This window comes from Salarchaeum sp. III (genome assembly GCF_036418315.1).
Taxonomy (GTDB): Archaea; Halobacteriota; Halobacteria; order Halobacteriales; family Halobacteriaceae; genus Salarchaeum.
In genome coordinates this window covers 25647-41098 of sequence record NZ_JAZHPG010000021.1, presented here as the reverse complement: position 1 = coordinate 41098, position 15452 = coordinate 25647, and the positions used below count along the sequence as shown (strand labels likewise).

The window sequence follows — 15452 nt, the reverse complement described above, 5'->3', positions numbered from 1 at the left end:
GATGGGGCGAATACAGCAAGTGATCCTGATTATGCCCATAATCACGACCACTTTGAAGTACCCCGACGCCGTCGGTGAAGCACGAATGCTGCAACCGCCTCACGACGACGCTTCCCCCAGGATAGAGCCGCTGCGAGCGGCTGGCTCTCGGCGAGTGTCGGATCGGTCGCGAGTTCCGCTCTATCGCCGGAAGTCTTATCACGAATTATCCATAATTCGTAACCGAGATGGCGCAATCACCTCCCCGGTCAGGCCGCCCACCAATTCAGCAGCTTCAGACGGTCGCCGACCTCCTCGAAACGCCGGCACTTGCTCGGCTATACGCCCACATCTTGCAACACGGTCCAGTCACCGTGTCCGAGCTTGTCGACGAGCTCGGCATTCCACAGGGGACCGCCTACGACTACGTGCAGAACCTCGAAACGGCTGGCTTAGTGGAGAAAACCCGTGATCAGCGCCCGTATGAATACGACGCGGAGTCGATTGCACTCACGCTCTCGACGGACGGCGAGACCCAAACGATCACACCAGCACTTATCGACGCCGTTGCCCGTCGTGATGAGGATGAGGACATCGATGTCTACATCGAACGTCATGGGCTCGACGGCCTTGCTGTCGCCCTCGAATATGCCTACGAGTACGTCGACGGAACGGTCAACAATCGGATTGCAGCCCGGGAACTTGACCTCTCCCCGCTTGAGGCCGAGATCATTCTCCAGGCGCTGGAACCGGTTGCCACCGAGTACGCCGACGCGGTTGCATGACGACGGTCTATATCGCCGATACCGGCGTCTTCGTTCGATGTGGTGGCCCGGACAACGACAAATTTCAACGGCTTCGTCGGGCCCTCCGACAGGCAGATGTCTCGTTGCGTGTCCCCCAGCGTGTCTACGAAGAACTCGGAGGCGATCCGGCAGCGGAGGCGTATCCCTCGGGGAATATTCCCTATCCAGATGGATTCGAAGAAGGTTGGATCGTCGTCGCCGACGAACTCGACTACACAAATCCACTCGTTTCGACCATGATGGACGGAGCACGCCGGTTCATCGCCAACGAGACCGACCGCGACGAGGATATCACCGAGAAAGCGGATACGGCACTCGTTGGGCTTGCTGCCCGAGTACTCGACACCGGGCAGGCCGACCACGTCGTTCTCTTAACGACCGACAAACCGGCAGGACGGGCGGCCGAGACACTCCTGCCACAGCACGGCTTCAGCGACCGTATCGAATTCCGGTATGTCAGCGTCGAATATCTCGAGACAATCACAGCCAACGAATTTCGATAACGCAGATTCGGGCTGAGAAACGATGATCGATGATCGCTCTTCTCGTTCTGAAAGCGCTCTCGACGACAGCTTCGAGCGCTACCTCCAGGACAAAGGGAAAGGCCGTGGTGGCGACGGCGGGAACTATCGACGCAACGCTGCACGCGAGCTCGAACGGTTCGCCGAGTGGGCCGCCGGCGACCGCGGCGACAACGACTGGACCGGGATCGTCCCCGAAGATGTCGACCGCGAGCCGACCTTCGACGATCTCGACGAACGCGTGTTTCGGGAGTACGCTCGGCATCTCGGAGGAGACCGGGGACTCAAGCAGAACACGGTACAAACCTATTACCGCTATATCTCTGCGTGGTGTGGCTGGTGCGTCAACGAAGGATATCTCGAAGCGCATTACGCGCAGCGAGCGAGTGCGATGGCGCCACTGCCGGCGGACGACGGCCGCAAGCCCGGCGACCAGCAGGCCTGGACGTCCGAACAGCGCCACGCCCTCACCCGCCACGTCGACGAACGGGTCCGCGACGCCGTCGAGACGTACACACAACTCCCGGAGGATACTGACCCTCTCGACAAGCAGCGAGCACGCTACACGGCACTGAAAGTCGCTCGTGACCGGGCGCTGGTGTTCGTCCTCGCGTACACCGCAGTTCGGGTCGGGGAGCTACTCCGGGATCCCAACGACCCGCGCCGGCGCGGCGTCCGCTGGGAGGACCTCTCCCTCGACGACGGCAGTATGGACGTCTATCGGAAGAAACAGCAGTGGGACGCCGCGAGTCTCCCCGATCCAGTGATTTCCCCGCTGCGAAGCTATCACCAGCTGATGGACCCGCCAACGGAGCGGTGGCCGGTGTTTCCGACGTTCGACCAACGGACGCTCGCGGAGCTCGTCCGGGAAGAGCTTGCCGACCGAGGGGAACCCCCAGAGGCAATTACTGAGCGGCGTGATGAGTACGCTCGAGACCTGTTGCTGGCGCTCGATGAGGATATCCGGCCGCCGTCGATCACGACGGACGGAGCTCGGTCGATTCTCCAACGGCTCTCGGAGGCCGCCGAAATCGACATCGACCATCCGAAACACGATTATCTTGCTCCGCACGGTGGTCGCCGCGGGATGGGTGAGGTGCTTGTCCGTGCGTTCGGTTACACCGTCGCTGCTCGTTACTTGGATAACTCCGAGGAAATGGTGAGAGAGCGTTATTCACATATAGAAGCTGGTGAACTTGGTGATGTCGCAACTGAGGCACTAGAAGAGATTGATAGTCTCACATAAAGAGGCGCTTCCTCTGATGGGCGACATTGCTGCGTCAGCACTATGTTTATACCGCTTGACGGACTTCTTTCCAATATGAGCCTCGAAGAGACGGTTGACTACCTCGCCGAGGAACTCGACCTCGAGCGAAGTGAACACGTTCGCGAGGTCGGACAGTCGGTCGCCGAGCTTCGCGACTGATCAGAACATTTCTCTGAAGTCCCGTTCGACCAGGCCGTTCTCCAGATACGTGATGAACTCTTGTTTCGTTGGTCCTTGACGGTCGAGCAGATCGTCCTGTGCTGCTCGTTCGAGAACTGCCTGCGCGAAGTCCGTACAGTGGAATTCGTGCTGCTCAGCGTACTCTGAGAGGGCTTCTCGCCAGTGCATATCCAGCTCGAACTCGGCTAATCGGATTTGGATCCCGTCCTTCCGTTCGACGAGGTCGACGTCCAAGTCTTCGAGTTGCTTGAAACGGAGGTTGTTCCGCCGGACCGTGATGAGCCGCTTGGAATCGACGATGTAGGGATTGACCCACTCTCGCCAAGTATCGTCGTCGACGTGTGTTCGTGGCATCTCAAAATCCGGGTCCACACTCTCAATACAGAACTGCAGCATCGCGATGCCAGTTCGATGATTCGCATTCGGGAGGGAGTGTCGGAGAATCAAATTCGACATCACCTCTCCAGCGACGGTCGGAAGTGGTGCTCCCCCGGAGACGTGATCCAGTGCCAGCTGGATCTTTTGCGGTTCGAACTCCTTGTAGAGCCGGAACTCATCCTCATCTCGAACATCGACCGCGGCTTCGAGCAACTCTACTAATCGGAATGCGACAACCTGCCCAGCACGGGGGAGGTCACGAATACGGTCGCTCAGCTATTCCTGATCGAAGTCGATGTCTTGGGCAGAGTTGATCTCTGAATGTCTGGTCTGTATCTGGTAATACCGAACAACTGCAATTCTTCTAAGTGGTTCTCCAGCTCTTCGACTCCAAGCTCATTTTCGCCCTCATTAAATCGTGAGTCCGGTGTCTCGTAGATTTTGTCACGAATAAGTTCAACATCGCCGAGATTCGCGTCCTTATTTTCTTGTAATCTGCCGAGGGTCACAGCGACCCATAGTTGTTTCTCATAGTCATCCCGGTCTAATTGCACTTGCATATCCGTCCAAGACCATACTACCCCAACATAATACGGGTGAGTCGCGGAAGTTCACAATTCGCGGGATTACTTACCTTGAAAAACTATCAGTGAATTAGGACCTCAACAGTGTCTGGCGGTAAGAGTCATCGGGGACGAACCAATGGACCTCCAGCCTGGCCGCATTAACTGGAACTAGGCGCTAAGTCCCCTCCCTACTGCGCTACTTGGTCGCTTCGCTCCCTTGTACGTCTGAGAGGAGTGTGACGCGGCGTTCAACGCTGACGTGAATGGGGCAGAGAACACCCGTCTCGATAGCAATCAAAGTAACTCTGAGTTTGCACCCGATTTGGGTGGGGATAGGAGTACCGGCTGGTTGGCACAGCCCGGAGTCTCCCTTCACGACTTGTCCAGTGGATTCTAGCCGCAGGCACAAGTGGTGGCCTGCAAACCCTGATATCCCAAGCCAGCGGCACGGTGCCGTGGGATTCCTCCGCCTTCAGGCGGAGGATAATGTCAAGTTGTATCACTGTTCGAGGAAGGATCCTCCGTACGGCTTGATCAAATTCGAGTTGTCGCTGTCGAGAAGCGAATCCAGTCGGTGGCTGGGAGTCTCGACGATTCGACAATGGGTGAGATCGACGACGCGCTCAAATTCGGACTCGACTGATCAGGACTCTCTCTGCGAAGAAACTAGTGTCAGATCCGAATGCATTGAGACAACCAGTCTCAACTACTGAGCGGTGAGTAGCTCAGTCGTGTGCGACAGTGGTGTTTCGTACTGGGCCGCCACAGTCGGGGCAGTTGTCTGTGTCTGGGTTTTCGACGCTAGCGCCACAGTCTTCGCAGACGTAGAGCGTGGATTCGGTGGGATCAGGATTCGTTTCTACCATAATCGATTATTATGGATGTGGGCGGATAAGGTATGCGGCCACCCAACACGCTACACCCACACTAATGTCAACCCCAGACCACCTCGAAACGTACTCGTAACCACGCACACCCCACGTACCGGCCGATACCGGGCTCTGGTAGCCGTTGAAGCGTTCCGCCGCCGACTATTTGCAGGCTCGCTTAGGTGTCATTCATCGCCGGTGTGGGGACGTAGGATTGGTCGCGTGCTACGATTGTTTCGGGGGCACACCGAAGCATCACCATCTCGTCACCCCACGTGTTGGGATCCGGGAAGCGGGTAGTATCGCATTCAGACATGTCCTGACCAAGGTAGTTCGTGAGCAGGCGGATCGCTCGATCTGGATCGTGTGGCGTGACTGTTGTGCGCCCACGCATCCCAACGTGTTGGACCGTTCCCCGGGTCTGGTCAAAATCGACGATCGCGAGTGCTGTCGCTGGCTGCTCTCGGATACGATCTGGGTACGTCTTCTGGTCGTCAGCGATACTCCAGATTGCGTCGTCTTCCCAGAGGAACCAGAGTGGAGACACGCAAGGCGCTCCGTCAGCTATCGTTGCCAGAAAGCAAAACAGCGGCCGCTCAAGGAACGCCGCAAGGTCACCATCGAGTGTGTTCTCAACAAGCTCCATACTTGCACCCCTCTATTCGCATATGATACGTGTACCGATATATTCGCTATCGTACGTACCGGCTGTTTCACCACAGATAGTACCGATCTGGTGAACTTCACTTCTCGTCCGGGGCGACATGGACGTAGTAGTTGAACAGGTCGGCGGGAGTCGGGTCGCGGGTCTCCACGGCGCCATGTTCTCCCACGGCCTCCCGGAGGTCGGCGAGGTCCGCGTCCGCGGCCAGAAACCCGGTTTGTGTTTCATCGCTCTCGAACACCTGCCCGCCCATGAGATGGATGGTGAGTGCGTCCCGTCGCGCCCCGTTACTACCGATGTCAACGACCGTGGAGATGTCGTCGCGAAGGTCGCTAGGACATCCGCGGGCGACGATGCGGCCGTCACGGACGAAGGCGACCCGGTCAGCTGCGCGGATGTCCCGTGGTTGGTGACTGGTCAGTACGACCGTATCGCCTGCTCCGCGTCGTTCCGCAAGCATCGCGTGGAGTGCGTCCACGGCCGTCATGTCGAGTTCGACGGTGGGCTCGTCGAGTAGGTAGAGCGGTACATCTACCGAGAGCGTGGCCGCGAGCTCGAGCTTCCGGACCATCCCGCCGGAGTAATCCCGTACCGGTCGGTCGAGTGCGTTGAGGTCGAGTCGGTTAGTAATGTCGCGCCAGGTGTCGGTCGCGTTTGGGTGGAGGTCGGCATAGAAGCGAAGCGTCTCGTCCCCGGAGAGCCGGGGGAGTGCGAGGCCGCCCTGAAGGAGGAAGCTTAGTTGGTCGGCCGCGTCGTCGGGGTCCTTGCCGAACACCGAGACGGTGCCGGTGTCGGGATGCAGGCCGCCGGCGAGACACGCCAACAGCACCGTCTTGCCAGATCCGTTGGGCCCCATTAGCAGGAACGTCTCGCCGCGCTCGACGGTCACGTCCACTCCGTTGAGCACGCCGGGACCGTCGGCGAACTGTTTCCGGAGGTCTCGGGCCGCGACGGCCGGGTCCGTGGCGTCCACGGTCACTCACCCCCGTCCACGTCGTACACCCGGTGTCCGAGCAAGAGGGCAGCGCCCGTTGACAGCACCACGGCGTACCCGCGAGCACAGCGACGTATGCCGGATCGGATGGGAGCGGCGGCGGTGCGAGGTTGACGTACTGCGGAAGTGGTTCTGGTGCAAGTCCGGGCGTAAGTCCGTTGTATCCGGTGATGAAGAACAGCCCGAGGAGCAGGACGTTCGACACCGCGATAACGTACTCGCCCTCGGTGACGGTCGTGGCGACGAGGACCGCCGCGGCCGTCCCGACGAGGGAGAATAGCACGAGTGCGAGTGCAACCACGGCGATGGAGAGGGGTGATCGGAGGGTGTAGGCCGCTCCGGTGGCGGCGCCCACACCTAGGACGAGGCAGAAGGAGACTACGGCAACGAGCACGGAGCCGAGGAACCGGCCGACGTAGTCTGCGAGCGGAGAGACGGAGAGCGAGCGTAGCTTTCGGTAGCGGCGTTCCGCTAGGTCAGAGCTCAGCGTTGTAGTGAAGTTCACAAGTGTTACCGTGAAGGCACCGAACACGCCGACGGCGACGGCCATTGACGCGCGGGCGGCGGGTGAGTCGGGTGCGCTTCCGATCGCGAGGCCGAAGAGCCCGTACCAGCCGACCGGTATCAGGAGGCCCCAGAATAGGGCGCTCCGGTCGCGGGCGTACTCCAGTACTCACGAAGCGAGCGAAGTTGACGATTTAGCAGTTGAAAGTCACGCTCCTCGTAGATACGAGATCGAACGCAATCATCGACATACACGTGACGACGACACGAAAACACGATTCACAGATCGCGCCGTCACTCATGAAGCGGAACACTGGTGAGGTGGCAATTCTCCTTGGTGACAAGAGATACGATGACCAGAAGATTCGTGCGCTAGCCCGTAAGACTGGTGTTCGTCCGCTCATCAAGCACCGCGAGTTCTCGTCTCTTCACGAAGCGTGGAATGCTCGGTTGGATGCCGATCTCTACGGTCAACGCAGCCAGAACGAGACGGTAAACTCTCGCATTAAACGGAAATACGGCGCATTCGTCCGCTCACGGCACTGATGGAAGCAGTTCCGGGAACTCGTTGTCGTCTGTCTCACTCACAACATCGACAAGGTACTCTGAACGTTAGATATAGACGAACGCTTAAACTGAGTGCGCTGTGAGAGGGTATTATGCGCATCAACGCGTGGTTGGAGGGGCAGTCCCTTCGTGGACAAGCACTGGTTGGCGTGGTCGTCGTTGCCATTGTCACCTTCGCGTTGAACTATTCATCGGGGCCGGTTGCGGCGGCAGGCACAGCGGCTATTTCCGGGGTTGTCATCGGGGGCGCGTACTATGTTGGACTGCGAGTGTTCAGTGAGTAATTAGCCGAACTTATTGTGGAGAATCCCTCGGAGGTCGTAGAGGTTCGCAATGACTGCGCAGACGACTATCAGGAGGCCGGCGGCGAAGAAGGCGACTAATCCTACAGTACTCTCGAAGAGTCGCTCGGGCATGAGGAAGCCGAGCGCAATCACGCCCATACAGAGGATAGCGACACCAACAACGAGGGCTGCGCCAAATCCTCGGAGAGACGGGCGAGTCACCATACCCTATCACATCCCCGCATAGGTGAAAACTGTGTGGTAAAACCGCAACCCCACTTATTGGCTGTTTCACCTCAGATAGTATCTGGCTAATTGGGTTTCAACAGAGCCAGTGATTTCGAGACGGCACTCGAGTACACCGAGACAGAGCACGCGGACGGCGTCGGGTTCGTGTTCACCGACGACGACTCCATCGTCGGCGTCGATCTGGACGACTGTCGCGATCCGGAGACCGGCGATGTCGACGAACTCGAGGCGACACTGGCAGAGAAGAACGAGCGGATCGACACCCTCGAAGCAGAAGTCGAACGACTCACCGAAGCACCCCCAGACCGTGACCAAGAGCCAAGTAATCCCCACGAAGCGACCACTGTCGATTCTGGTGAGGACGGTACCGAGTTCGAGACAGCGTCCGTGTGGGACCGGGCAAAAGGATTGTTCGGGAGTAGCTCCGAGTAACAGCGAAACTGCGACGAAGCGTGCGTCTCGGCTGGCACGAAACGACAGTCAGCTGCAAAGCGGTTCGCCCGGATGCGGGATCGACGCGCTGGACCACGAGTCGTGGATTGCACTCGTGTTCCTCACTGTCGTCGTCGCGACCATCTGGCTGTAACGGCTGGCAGCAAGGAGCAGGTATTGTCCTCCCTCGTCAGGGTCGTGGCGGAATCCGCAGGTCGTCGTCGACTTCGTACAGATAGCCCTTCAAAAGCAGTTGCTCGATGTGTTCTCGTGCGTCGGGCCGTTCACTCCCTTGCTCCACGAGATGCGCGACTGCGTCCGCTCGCGTGAGGCGTTCATCACTCCCCAACGTGTCGACGTACCGCTCGAGGTGCTCGAGCGCGGCTTCCTCACTGGAATTAATTGGCGTTCCCGAACCCCGTATTAGTTCAATATACGACGAACAGGGGTTAGGAATTCGGGTGTGCGTCGAGCGACAGCCACTCGCTCCACCATCCCTCAGAGCGGAGCTCGATTAAAATCGCCAGCCGCTAACAGGGCAGACACGTTGAAACGGTAAGTATAGGGTTCTTACTTTACACCGGCATTTCTTTCTATAAATGGCTTGAACGTCCTTCTATGGAGAACCCGCGCGCGATGGGCCTTCCTGCATTGATTCTCGGTATACTGACGATGGGATCATCTGTCAGCACCCTTATCGAGGCGTCATACGCGTGGACAAGCCGCTCTGGGATTGCCAATATCGCCGGTGTAATTGGTGGACTCGCATTAACACTGATTGGTGTCGCTATCCTTCAACAATGGGGCGAGTTTGCGATTGACTGAGTGAAGGAGCGGTAAGTTCGCACGAGCCATCTAACGGTTGTTCCAATAGGAAACGTATCGAACGAATAGGCTTCAACACAGCCGAGAGCGGCGATTATTCCTAGTCAGCGTGGTCGTCGTCATCCGAAACCCGTCCGCCCGGGAGAACAACCCGCAGACGCTGCCCGTGTTCGAGATCGTCTGGTGGGTCTTCGAGGCGAAGCAAGAGCGTGCCGTTGCCCGCATCGACGACGCGGGCGTCGACACCACGGTCAGTAACGGCCGCTTCGATCCGATCGAGACGAGCATCCATTCCCGCGAGGACTGTCCCGATATCCAGATCTTCGTCTGCCGCCGACGAGTCCTCGGCCGACCCGTCAGCTAGCGCTGAGCCTGTCGCATTTCTCCGTCCGTCGGCATCCTGCTGGGTGGTAGCTGTCTCTTGGTGCGTCTGCGCGTCGGGCTCCACCGAGAGCCGGTCGCGAAGCGCTGCGAGGTCGAGTCCTTCCGCCTCGAGATCCGCGTCCTCGAGTCGCGTTACCGGCGGCAGCGGAATCTCCGCGTCCGTAATCGCGTCACCGAGCGTCCCACCCATCGTGGTCGTCCCAGACTGCACTCGACGTTTCGTCGACTCCGTCACCCACGGTGGCGGCGTCCAGCCCGACTCGTCCAGGAGCGTATAGCAGTCCGTGTCGTCGGTCGCCCAGACGTAACTGGCGTACTTGTCCTTGTACTGGTTCGCGGCGGCGCCCTGTTGATGCGTGATGACGACGTGGACCGGCGAGAACGCCTCGACAACGTCATCGATCGTCTGCGGTGTCGGGTGGTTGCTGAGCGAGAAGTGGTGGGTCGTACACGCCGCGCTTGTCACCGGGGAGCTCCCGCCGTTAATGAGTTGGACGAGCGTCGCGCCGGGGTCGTCAGAAATCGTCTCGAAGAGGCGTTTGGCGCTGCCGTCGATCGGTACCTCTGGCCCGGCGATCGTCACGCCATCTTCCTCCAACACCGCTGCTGGGTCAGCGAACTCGGCGGTCGTCTCGACGTTCGGGACGGTGTATTCGAGGCGGTCGTAGAGCTTCGCGACGTGACCAGCGAGCGTGATGGGCAGTCGTTCGTCCCACTGGTCGGCGAGGTGGCCGAGGAGGTACGCGAGATGCAGCCCAGTCAGGCCGCTGGCAGTCGTGAGGACGGTCGAGCCGGCCCAGACGCGTTCACAGATCGTCCCGACAGCGTCGGTGAGCGTCGCTTCGAAGTCCTCGCTGGTCGCAGCGGTCAGCACGAGGACATCGACGTCCACGGGCACGTCGCGGTCGAAGCCGGGATAGCCGGCGGCGCGTCGGGTCGTGAAATCACCGGTGACGAGGATTGTTCGGCGTTCGTCGTCGGCCGTGACCTCGAAGAGGAAGCCCGCGGCGCCCGGCGTGTGGCCGGCTGGCACGGGATGGACGCGGAGGCCGGGAACGATCTGCGTCCATCCCGCGATCGGTTCCAGGTGGTTGAGCACGCGATCCGTATTCGAGAGGTCGTAATGGTCTGCCCCGGCGGCGAAGACGTCCTTGAGCATGGTTGCCGTATCGGTGGCGGCGTACACCGGTGCGCCGTGGACGAGGGCGTCGCCGAGCGACTGGTAGTGATCGAGGTGGGCGTGGGTGAGACAGATCGCGGAGAGATATTCGTCGGCGTCATCGTCGAGGAGATCGTCGGTCGAAACGTTCTGGCCAGCATCGACGAGCACGCAGACCGTCTGGTCGGCGAGCAACCCATCAATCCGCAGAACGATGGATTCGCGCCCGGAATACGGGTTCGTGTGCTGGAACTGGATCTCCATCGATATACGTCCCATCAGACGCTGGCATAATATATCATCGCATCTCCGGTGGAGCAAACCGTGTTGTGAGGTTACCGTCGAGGTACAATGGACGAGTCTGCGTCATGCAGACACCTCCCTGCTCCCAATCTCTGCTTCATGTCTATCGGCGCCAGGAGGCGCGAGGCGCGCTTCTGACCGTGATTCGCGAGAGTACCCCTGACTGAACCAGACGCATTCGACGATACGACAGCCGATTATGAACGACTCGAAACCGACCTCCTCGCCCAGGACCAAGATGCAACCCGCCCCTCGACGGCGGACGTCAGCGAGACGACGGCGACGACACTAGTGACCCGTGAGCCGGCTCCACATCGCCGACACCGGCCTGTTCGTCGCGATGGGACAGCCCTCGAACAGGCGCTACCAGGCCGTTCGGCGGTTCGCTCGCCGGAACGACATCACCTTCGTCCTCCTCGAACGGGTGTACGAAGAGCTGACCGTCGACGATCCGGATGTCGAGGAAGTGCCGATTGACACCGCGATCGACGAGGACTGGGCGACGGTTGCAGCGTCGCTCGAGTTCTCCGAACCGGTTGTCTCGCGGGTGATGGACGGCGTCCAGCGGTACATCGCGAACGCCGACGACCGCCCTGCCGGCGAGGTCGACCGTGCCGACGCCGCCCTCGCCGCCCTCGCTGCCCAGCATCTCAGCGCGGGGACGGCGACCGAGGTATACATCTACACGACCGACATCGCTGCCGGCGAGGGGGCCGAAACCGTACTCGCGAGTGAGGGGTACGGTGACTCGGTGACGTTCGTGAACGGGTTCCGGTTCATCGAGGACCTGGTCGCCAGTAACAGCTGACTGATTGCTAGTCTGATTCAGTGGGAGAAGGCCCTCGAAAGCCCTCGGCCGCTCGCCGCCACTAGCTGATGAGAACTCGGGGAGTCGAGAGGTACGAACCAGAATTTATACGATTTGGTCTTCTGGGAGCCGTATGAGCAACGGATCGCTGGGGAAGCGTCGTGATTTTCGGTCGCTATTCGATGAACTGGACGGCGTCGCTCTCTGGACAGCGTCCGAACCGGGGGAATTCGAGTACATCAGTGCTGGCTTCGAAGATATCTGGGGTATCCCACCTGAAGAGATCGAAGACGACATCGGGAAACTGGTTGAGTCGATTCATCCCGACGACCGAGAGCGTGTTCGTGCAAACATCGAGGAGTCAACCCGCGAACTCCGTGATACGGAGTATGAGGGGCGCGTCGTTCGCCCGGATGGTTCGGTTCGATGGACGCTCAATCGGCAAGTTATACTACAGGATGAAGCGGGAAATGTCTCGGAAATCATCGGCATTTCCACGGATATCACGGATCAAAAACGCCGCGAGCAAGAACTTGAACTATTGAATCGGATCGTTCGACATGATATCCGCAACGATATGGCGGTCGTGCTGGGCTGGGCGGAAATGCTTGACGACCACGTCGACGAGGAGGGGCGCGAGTACCTGCAGAAAATCCTTGCTAGCGGCGAGCACGTCGTTGAACTGACTGAGGTCGCGCGTGAGTACGTGGAAACGGTCGTCTCGGATGCAGCGGTCGCCGTGAAACCCGTCCCACTGCGTTCCGTCCTGGAAACCGAACTGTCGCTTCGCGAGGAATCCTTCCCGGAGGCAGAGTTCAGCCTGGAAAATTCGCCGCCCAACGTAGAGGTCGCTGCCAACAGTATGCTCAGTTCAGTCTTCAGGAACCTCCTCAACAACGCTGTCCAACACAGCGACGCGGATACCCCTCATATTGAGGTTTCGTTTGAGGTACGCGACAACGAGGTTGAAGTTCGAATCGCCGACAATGGGCCCGGAATCCCCGACGACCACAAAGACACCGTGTTCGGCAAAGGAGAACGGGGTCTCGGAAGTCCCGGTACTGGAATCGGTCTCTATCTTGTTGACACGCTTGTTACCGAATACGGTGGCGAGATCTGGGTGGAGGATAATGAACCGACAGGCGCTGTCTTCGTTGTCCAGCTCCCACTCGCAGAGTAACTAATTCTACACGACTAATTCGATACAACGGATTATCCATAGAGGGGTACCAGATGAGTGGCAACGACCCTTCGTATCAGTGACGCCGTCGGTGCAGCGCGAAATGGATTTGTTGTCGATACCCGTTAGTCGTCTGTAGCGCCCAAGAACACATCATGGCGCCCAACGGCCCGCCCCGCGCCCCGCATTCTGCCCTCCGGGTCGCTCGCGACCCACCAGTCCGGGCATGCGGGCGCTTTCCACACCGCCCGCGCCCGTTCCGGGCTAAAATGCATGTGCCCTCGACGCCAGCGGGTAAGCGCGAGGGGGTGGGCGGCGTAGCTGCTCACATCCGGCTGGAGGGCTTCTGGCAGAGACTGACACGGAATGGTTCCAAAGGATTCGTTTTCACCATCGACCCGGACTGCCATACTGGTGTGGGGGGCCTACCGCTCGATCAGTTGTTGATCTCCCCGTTGCGCGGTATGTACGCTTAAGCCCGCCCCCTGAGTAGCAATTTGATACTGACCGATGTGGTCCCACTCAACTGCCCCTCCAGAAGATGCCCCCGCAGTTTCGGTGTCAGACCTGACAAAAACCTATATGGGAGAGACAGGCCGTATTACTGCCGTCGATGGCGTCTCCTTTGCCATCGAGTCCGGACAAATTGTCGGGCTGCTCGGCCCGAACGGCGCTGGCAAAACGACGACCGTGAAAACGGTCCTCGGACTCATCACTCCAACACGTGGGACGGTCGCTGTCCACGGCGTTCCCGTGCATGAACACCGTTCGCGTGCCTACAACTATATGAGTGCCGTCCTCGAAGGCGCACGCAACGTCTATTGGCGGTTGACCGTCCGTGAAAATCTCGCGTTCTTCGCCGGCCTTCACGGCATCGACCCACGAACCCGCACCGACAGACACGAGGCGATCCTCGACACGCTCGGGCTCACCGAGAAGGCGGACGAACCGGCCAAGAATCTCTCGCGTGGCATGAAGCAGAAAGTCGCCCTCGGGTGTACACTCGCCCGCGAGACTCCTGTCCTCTTCCTTGACGAACCGATGCTTGGCCTTGATGTCGAAACGACCCGAGACCTCCAAACCGAATTACAACGCCTCGCCCAAGAAGAGGACAAAACGATCGTGATTACGAGTCACGACATGGATATCATCGAAGCCGTCTGTGACCGCGTGATCGTTCTCAGTGACGGCGATATCGTCGCTGATGATTCCGTCGACAACTTACTCGACGTCTTCCAATCCCAAACCTACCGCGTCCAATTGAGCGAGAACCCGCCGGCACACCTTCGAGAACGACTCGACGCACGTTTCCAGCTTCTCGACTGGCGGACCGGCACTACATCCGTAGAATTCGAGATTGCGCTTGCGGGGAGTGCGGAGTTCTACGAGTGCGTCGACGTGCTGCAGACGGCAGAGGCGACTGTCCGGTCGTTCACTGAAATCGAGCCCGATCTCGAAGATGTCTTCGTGGAGCTGACGTCAGCTGCATCACTGTCACCGGAGGCGGCGGAGTCATGAATCGGTATCTCATCTTGTTCCGCGTGATTGCGCGGAAATCAGTGACACTCTCACGTCGCTATCTCGTGAATACGGTGGTCGGATTCGTGACGCTGTACGTGTTTTTCGCGCTGATTTTCTTCGGCGGCCAGTTTGTGGCAGCAGAGGTGATTTCCCGATCCGTAGGTCCGCTCGTTGTCGGGTATTTCCTCTTCACGATGGCCGTGTCGGCATACGCTGATCTCACGCACGACCTTACTGATGAGGCACAATGGGGGACTCTCGAGCAGTTGTCGATGTCCCCGTACGGCTTCTCAGCGGTTGTGGCGGTCAAGACCGTGGTCAACCTCTTGGGAACGTTCGCGACCGGTGTCGTCCTCCTGCTGGTGATGATGGCGACGACGGGGACGTGGCTTGCTATTGCACCTCTCTCACTTGCCGTACTCGGCGTGTTGACGCTGCTTCCTGTGGTCGGCCTCGGCTTCGTCTTCGGTGGGGCGGCGCTCGTCTACAAACAGATCGAGAAGGTGTTCCCGTTGATTCAACTGTCGTTTGCCGGCCTGATTGCCCTGCCAGTCCAAGAGTATGCACTGGTGAAACTCCTTCCGTTGTCGCTGGGGAGTCACTTACTGCAACGCGTGATGACGGATGGGCTCCGCGTGTGGGACCTTCCAGTGCTCGACCTTGGGCTGCTGGTTGGGCAGTCGGTTGTTTACCTAGCGGTTGGACTCCTGGTTTTTCGCGTTGGGACGGCCAACGCACGCAAGCGCGGTGTCTTGGGGCACTACTAACTGGTGCGGCGGCAGTATTCCATCATGGTGAACGGGGAATAGTTCCACTCAGCCGGAAACAGGTGCGAGTAAGGCAGTACCGAAAAGGAGACCACCAGCGCCTACCTCTTCAAATAGAGCGTACCAGTTGGTCTACGGCCCGGTAATGACTGGGTCGTACGGTGATGTTTTTGACTGCCTGCAGAGCACAGGTGATCCGAGATGCGACACCCCCCACCAGCGACAAGTGTATCGACAGCCGGAGG

16 protein-coding genes and 5 pseudogenes are annotated in these 15452 nt (G+C 59.3%); 13 read left to right on the top strand and 8 right to left on the bottom strand.

Annotation, left to right across the window (positions count from 1 at the left end):
* Positions 1-227 precede the first annotated feature (227 nt).
* From U3A55_RS04875 to U3A55_RS04865, 3 genes are read left to right on the top strand one after another with little or no spacing between them, the layout of a single operon-like run.
* Positions 228-764: a DUF7437 domain-containing protein gene (locus U3A55_RS04875; RefSeq protein ID WP_330990358.1), complete on the top strand. Its 537-nt coding sequence runs from the start codon at positions 228-230 to the stop codon at positions 762-764.
* The gene (locus tag U3A55_RS04870; protein WP_330990357.1) at positions 761-1288 is read left to right on the top strand and encodes a hypothetical protein; all 528 of its coding nucleotides are present in this window, start codon (positions 761-763) and stop codon (positions 1286-1288) included. Before U3A55_RS04875 ends, U3A55_RS04870 begins: the two co-directional genes overlap by 4 nt.
* Positions 1289-1310: 22 nt before the next feature.
* Positions 1311-2552 carry a tyrosine-type recombinase/integrase gene (locus U3A55_RS04865; protein WP_330990356.1) on the top strand — a complete coding sequence of 414 codons (1242 nt, stop codon included), beginning with the start codon at positions 1311-1313 and terminating at the stop codon, positions 2550-2552.
* Positions 2553-2732: 180 nt separating this feature from the next.
* Here the strand turns inward: U3A55_RS04865 and U3A55_RS04860 are convergent.
* Positions 2733-3455: pseudogene (locus U3A55_RS04860) on the bottom strand (hypothetical protein); the annotation flags it as partial.
* Entirely contained in the window at positions 3404-3691 is a 288-nt protein-coding gene (locus U3A55_RS04855) for a hypothetical protein (protein WP_330990354.1), read from the bottom strand. The pseudogene U3A55_RS04860 and the gene U3A55_RS04855, both read right to left, overlap by 52 nt.
* Before the next feature lie 235 nt (positions 3692-3926).
* Here U3A55_RS04855 and U3A55_RS15225 point away from each other — a divergent pair.
* Positions 3927-4094: pseudogene (locus U3A55_RS15225) on the top strand (RNA-guided endonuclease InsQ/TnpB family protein); the annotation flags it as partial.
* A gap of 102 nt (positions 4095-4196) precedes the next feature.
* Positions 4197-4340: pseudogene (locus tag U3A55_RS15220) on the top strand (type II toxin-antitoxin system PemK/MazF family toxin); the annotation flags it as partial.
* Positions 4341-4422: 82 nt separating this feature from the next.
* On the opposite strand, the gene U3A55_RS04850 reads toward U3A55_RS15220, so the two are convergent.
* The 4 genes and pseudogenes from U3A55_RS04850 to U3A55_RS15215 form a co-directional block, all read right to left on the bottom strand.
* Positions 4423-4563, bottom strand: coding sequence for a rubrerythrin-like domain-containing protein (locus tag U3A55_RS04850; RefSeq protein WP_330990353.1), 141 nt, complete (start codon positions 4561-4563; stop codon positions 4423-4425).
* 181 nt (positions 4564-4744) lie between these two features.
* Positions 4745-5212 (bottom strand): pyridoxamine 5'-phosphate oxidase family protein, encoded by a 468-nt coding sequence (locus U3A55_RS04845; protein WP_330990352.1) that lies wholly within the window; start codon positions 5210-5212, stop codon positions 4745-4747.
* Between the two features lie 97 nt (positions 5213-5309).
* Positions 5310-6209 (bottom strand): ABC transporter ATP-binding protein, encoded by a 900-nt coding sequence (locus U3A55_RS04840; RefSeq protein WP_330990351.1) that lies wholly within the window; start codon positions 6207-6209, stop codon positions 5310-5312.
* Positions 6210-6444: 235 nt separating this feature from the next.
* Positions 6445-6849 (bottom strand): annotated as a pseudogene (locus U3A55_RS15215) (hypothetical protein); the annotation flags it as partial.
* On the opposite strand from U3A55_RS15215, the pseudogene U3A55_RS04835 reads away from it, so the two are divergent.
* Positions 6834-7337 (top strand): annotated as a pseudogene (locus tag U3A55_RS04835) (transposase); the annotation flags it as partial. The pseudogenes U3A55_RS15215 and U3A55_RS04835 sit on opposite strands and share 16 nt — an antisense overlap.
* 50 nt (positions 7338-7387) lie before the next feature.
* On the top strand, positions 7388-7579 hold the full coding sequence (locus U3A55_RS04830; protein ID WP_330990350.1) for a hypothetical protein: 192 nt from the start codon (positions 7388-7390) through the stop codon (positions 7577-7579).
* On the opposite strand, the gene U3A55_RS04825 is transcribed toward U3A55_RS04830, so the two are convergent.
* Positions 7580-7804: a hypothetical protein gene (locus tag U3A55_RS04825; protein WP_330990349.1), complete on the bottom strand. Its 225-nt coding sequence runs from the start codon at positions 7802-7804 to the stop codon at positions 7580-7582.
* Positions 7805-7894: 90 nt separating this feature from the next.
* On the opposite strand from U3A55_RS04825, the gene U3A55_RS04820 reads away from it, so the two are divergent.
* Together U3A55_RS04820 and U3A55_RS04815 are read left to right on the top strand one after the other, a co-directional pair.
* Positions 7895-8260, top strand: coding sequence for a hypothetical protein (locus U3A55_RS04820; protein WP_330990348.1), 366 nt, complete (start codon positions 7895-7897; stop codon positions 8258-8260).
* 618 nt (positions 8261-8878) lie between these two features.
* Positions 8879-9085, top strand: a complete 207-nt coding sequence (locus tag U3A55_RS04815) for a hypothetical protein (protein ID WP_330990347.1) — start codon at positions 8879-8881, stop codon at positions 9083-9085.
* A 100-nt stretch (positions 9086-9185) separates the two neighbouring features.
* Here U3A55_RS04815 and U3A55_RS04810 read toward each other — a convergent pair whose 3' ends face one another.
* A complete protein-coding gene (locus tag U3A55_RS04810) occupies positions 9186-10892 on the bottom strand; it encodes an MBL fold metallo-hydrolase (RefSeq protein ID WP_330990346.1) in 1707 nt (568 codons plus the stop codon).
* 337 nt (positions 10893-11229) lie between these two features.
* Between U3A55_RS04810 and U3A55_RS04805 the strand changes: the two genes are divergently transcribed.
* From U3A55_RS04805 to U3A55_RS04790, 4 genes are all read left to right on the top strand, one after another.
* Positions 11230-11739, top strand: a complete 510-nt coding sequence (locus tag U3A55_RS04805) for a hypothetical protein (RefSeq protein WP_330990345.1) — start codon at positions 11230-11232, stop codon at positions 11737-11739.
* Positions 11740-11872: 133 nt separating this feature from the next.
* Complete coding sequence (locus tag U3A55_RS04800) at positions 11873-12919, top strand: PAS domain-containing sensor histidine kinase (RefSeq protein WP_330990344.1); 1047 nt, start codon at positions 11873-11875, stop codon at positions 12917-12919.
* 582 nt (positions 12920-13501) lie between these two features.
* Positions 13502-14437 carry an ABC transporter ATP-binding protein gene (locus U3A55_RS04795; RefSeq protein WP_330990343.1) on the top strand — a complete coding sequence of 312 codons (936 nt, stop codon included), beginning with the start codon at positions 13502-13504 and terminating at the stop codon, positions 14435-14437.
* An 86-nt stretch (positions 14438-14523) separates the two neighbouring features.
* A complete protein-coding gene (locus U3A55_RS04790; protein WP_330990342.1) occupies positions 14524-15207 on the top strand; it encodes an ABC transporter permease in 684 nt (227 codons plus the stop codon).
* The last annotated feature ends 245 nt before the right edge of the window (positions 15208-15452 follow it).

Bases quoted from the DNA above. Each gene is read 5' to 3' on its own strand.
- U3A55_RS04875 (WP_330990358.1), top strand. From the start codon at position 228: ATGGCGCAATCACCTCCCCGGTCAGGCCGCCCACCAATTCAGCAGCTT.
- U3A55_RS04870 (WP_330990357.1), top strand. From the start codon at position 761: ATGACGACGGTCTATATCGCCGATACCGGCGTCTTCGTTCGATGTGGT.
- U3A55_RS04865 (WP_330990356.1), top strand. From the start codon at position 1,311: ATGATCGATGATCGCTCTTCTCGTTCTGAAAGCGCTCTCGACGACAGC.
- U3A55_RS04855 (WP_330990354.1), bottom strand. From the start codon at position 3,691: ATGCAAGTGCAATTAGACCGGGATGACTATGAGAAACAACTATGGGTC.
- U3A55_RS04850 (WP_330990353.1), bottom strand. From the start codon at position 4,563: ATGGTAGAAACGAATCCTGATCCCACCGAATCCACGCTCTACGTCTGC.
- U3A55_RS04845 (WP_330990352.1), bottom strand. From the start codon at position 5,212: ATGGAGCTTGTTGAGAACACACTCGATGGTGACCTTGCGGCGTTCCTT.
- U3A55_RS04830 (WP_330990350.1), top strand. From the start codon at position 7,388: ATGCGCATCAACGCGTGGTTGGAGGGGCAGTCCCTTCGTGGACAAGCA.
- U3A55_RS04825 (WP_330990349.1), bottom strand. From the start codon at position 7,804: ATGGTGACTCGCCCGTCTCTCCGAGGATTTGGCGCAGCCCTCGTTGTT.
- U3A55_RS04815 (WP_330990347.1), top strand. From the start codon at position 8,879: ATGGAGAACCCGCGCGCGATGGGCCTTCCTGCATTGATTCTCGGTATA.
- U3A55_RS04810 (WP_330990346.1), bottom strand. From the start codon at position 10,892: ATGGAGATCCAGTTCCAGCACACGAACCCGTATTCCGGGCGCGAATCC.
- U3A55_RS04800 (WP_330990344.1), top strand. From the start codon at position 11,873: ATGAGCAACGGATCGCTGGGGAAGCGTCGTGATTTTCGGTCGCTATTC.
- U3A55_RS04795 (WP_330990343.1), top strand. From the start codon at position 13,502: ATGGGAGAGACAGGCCGTATTACTGCCGTCGATGGCGTCTCCTTTGCC.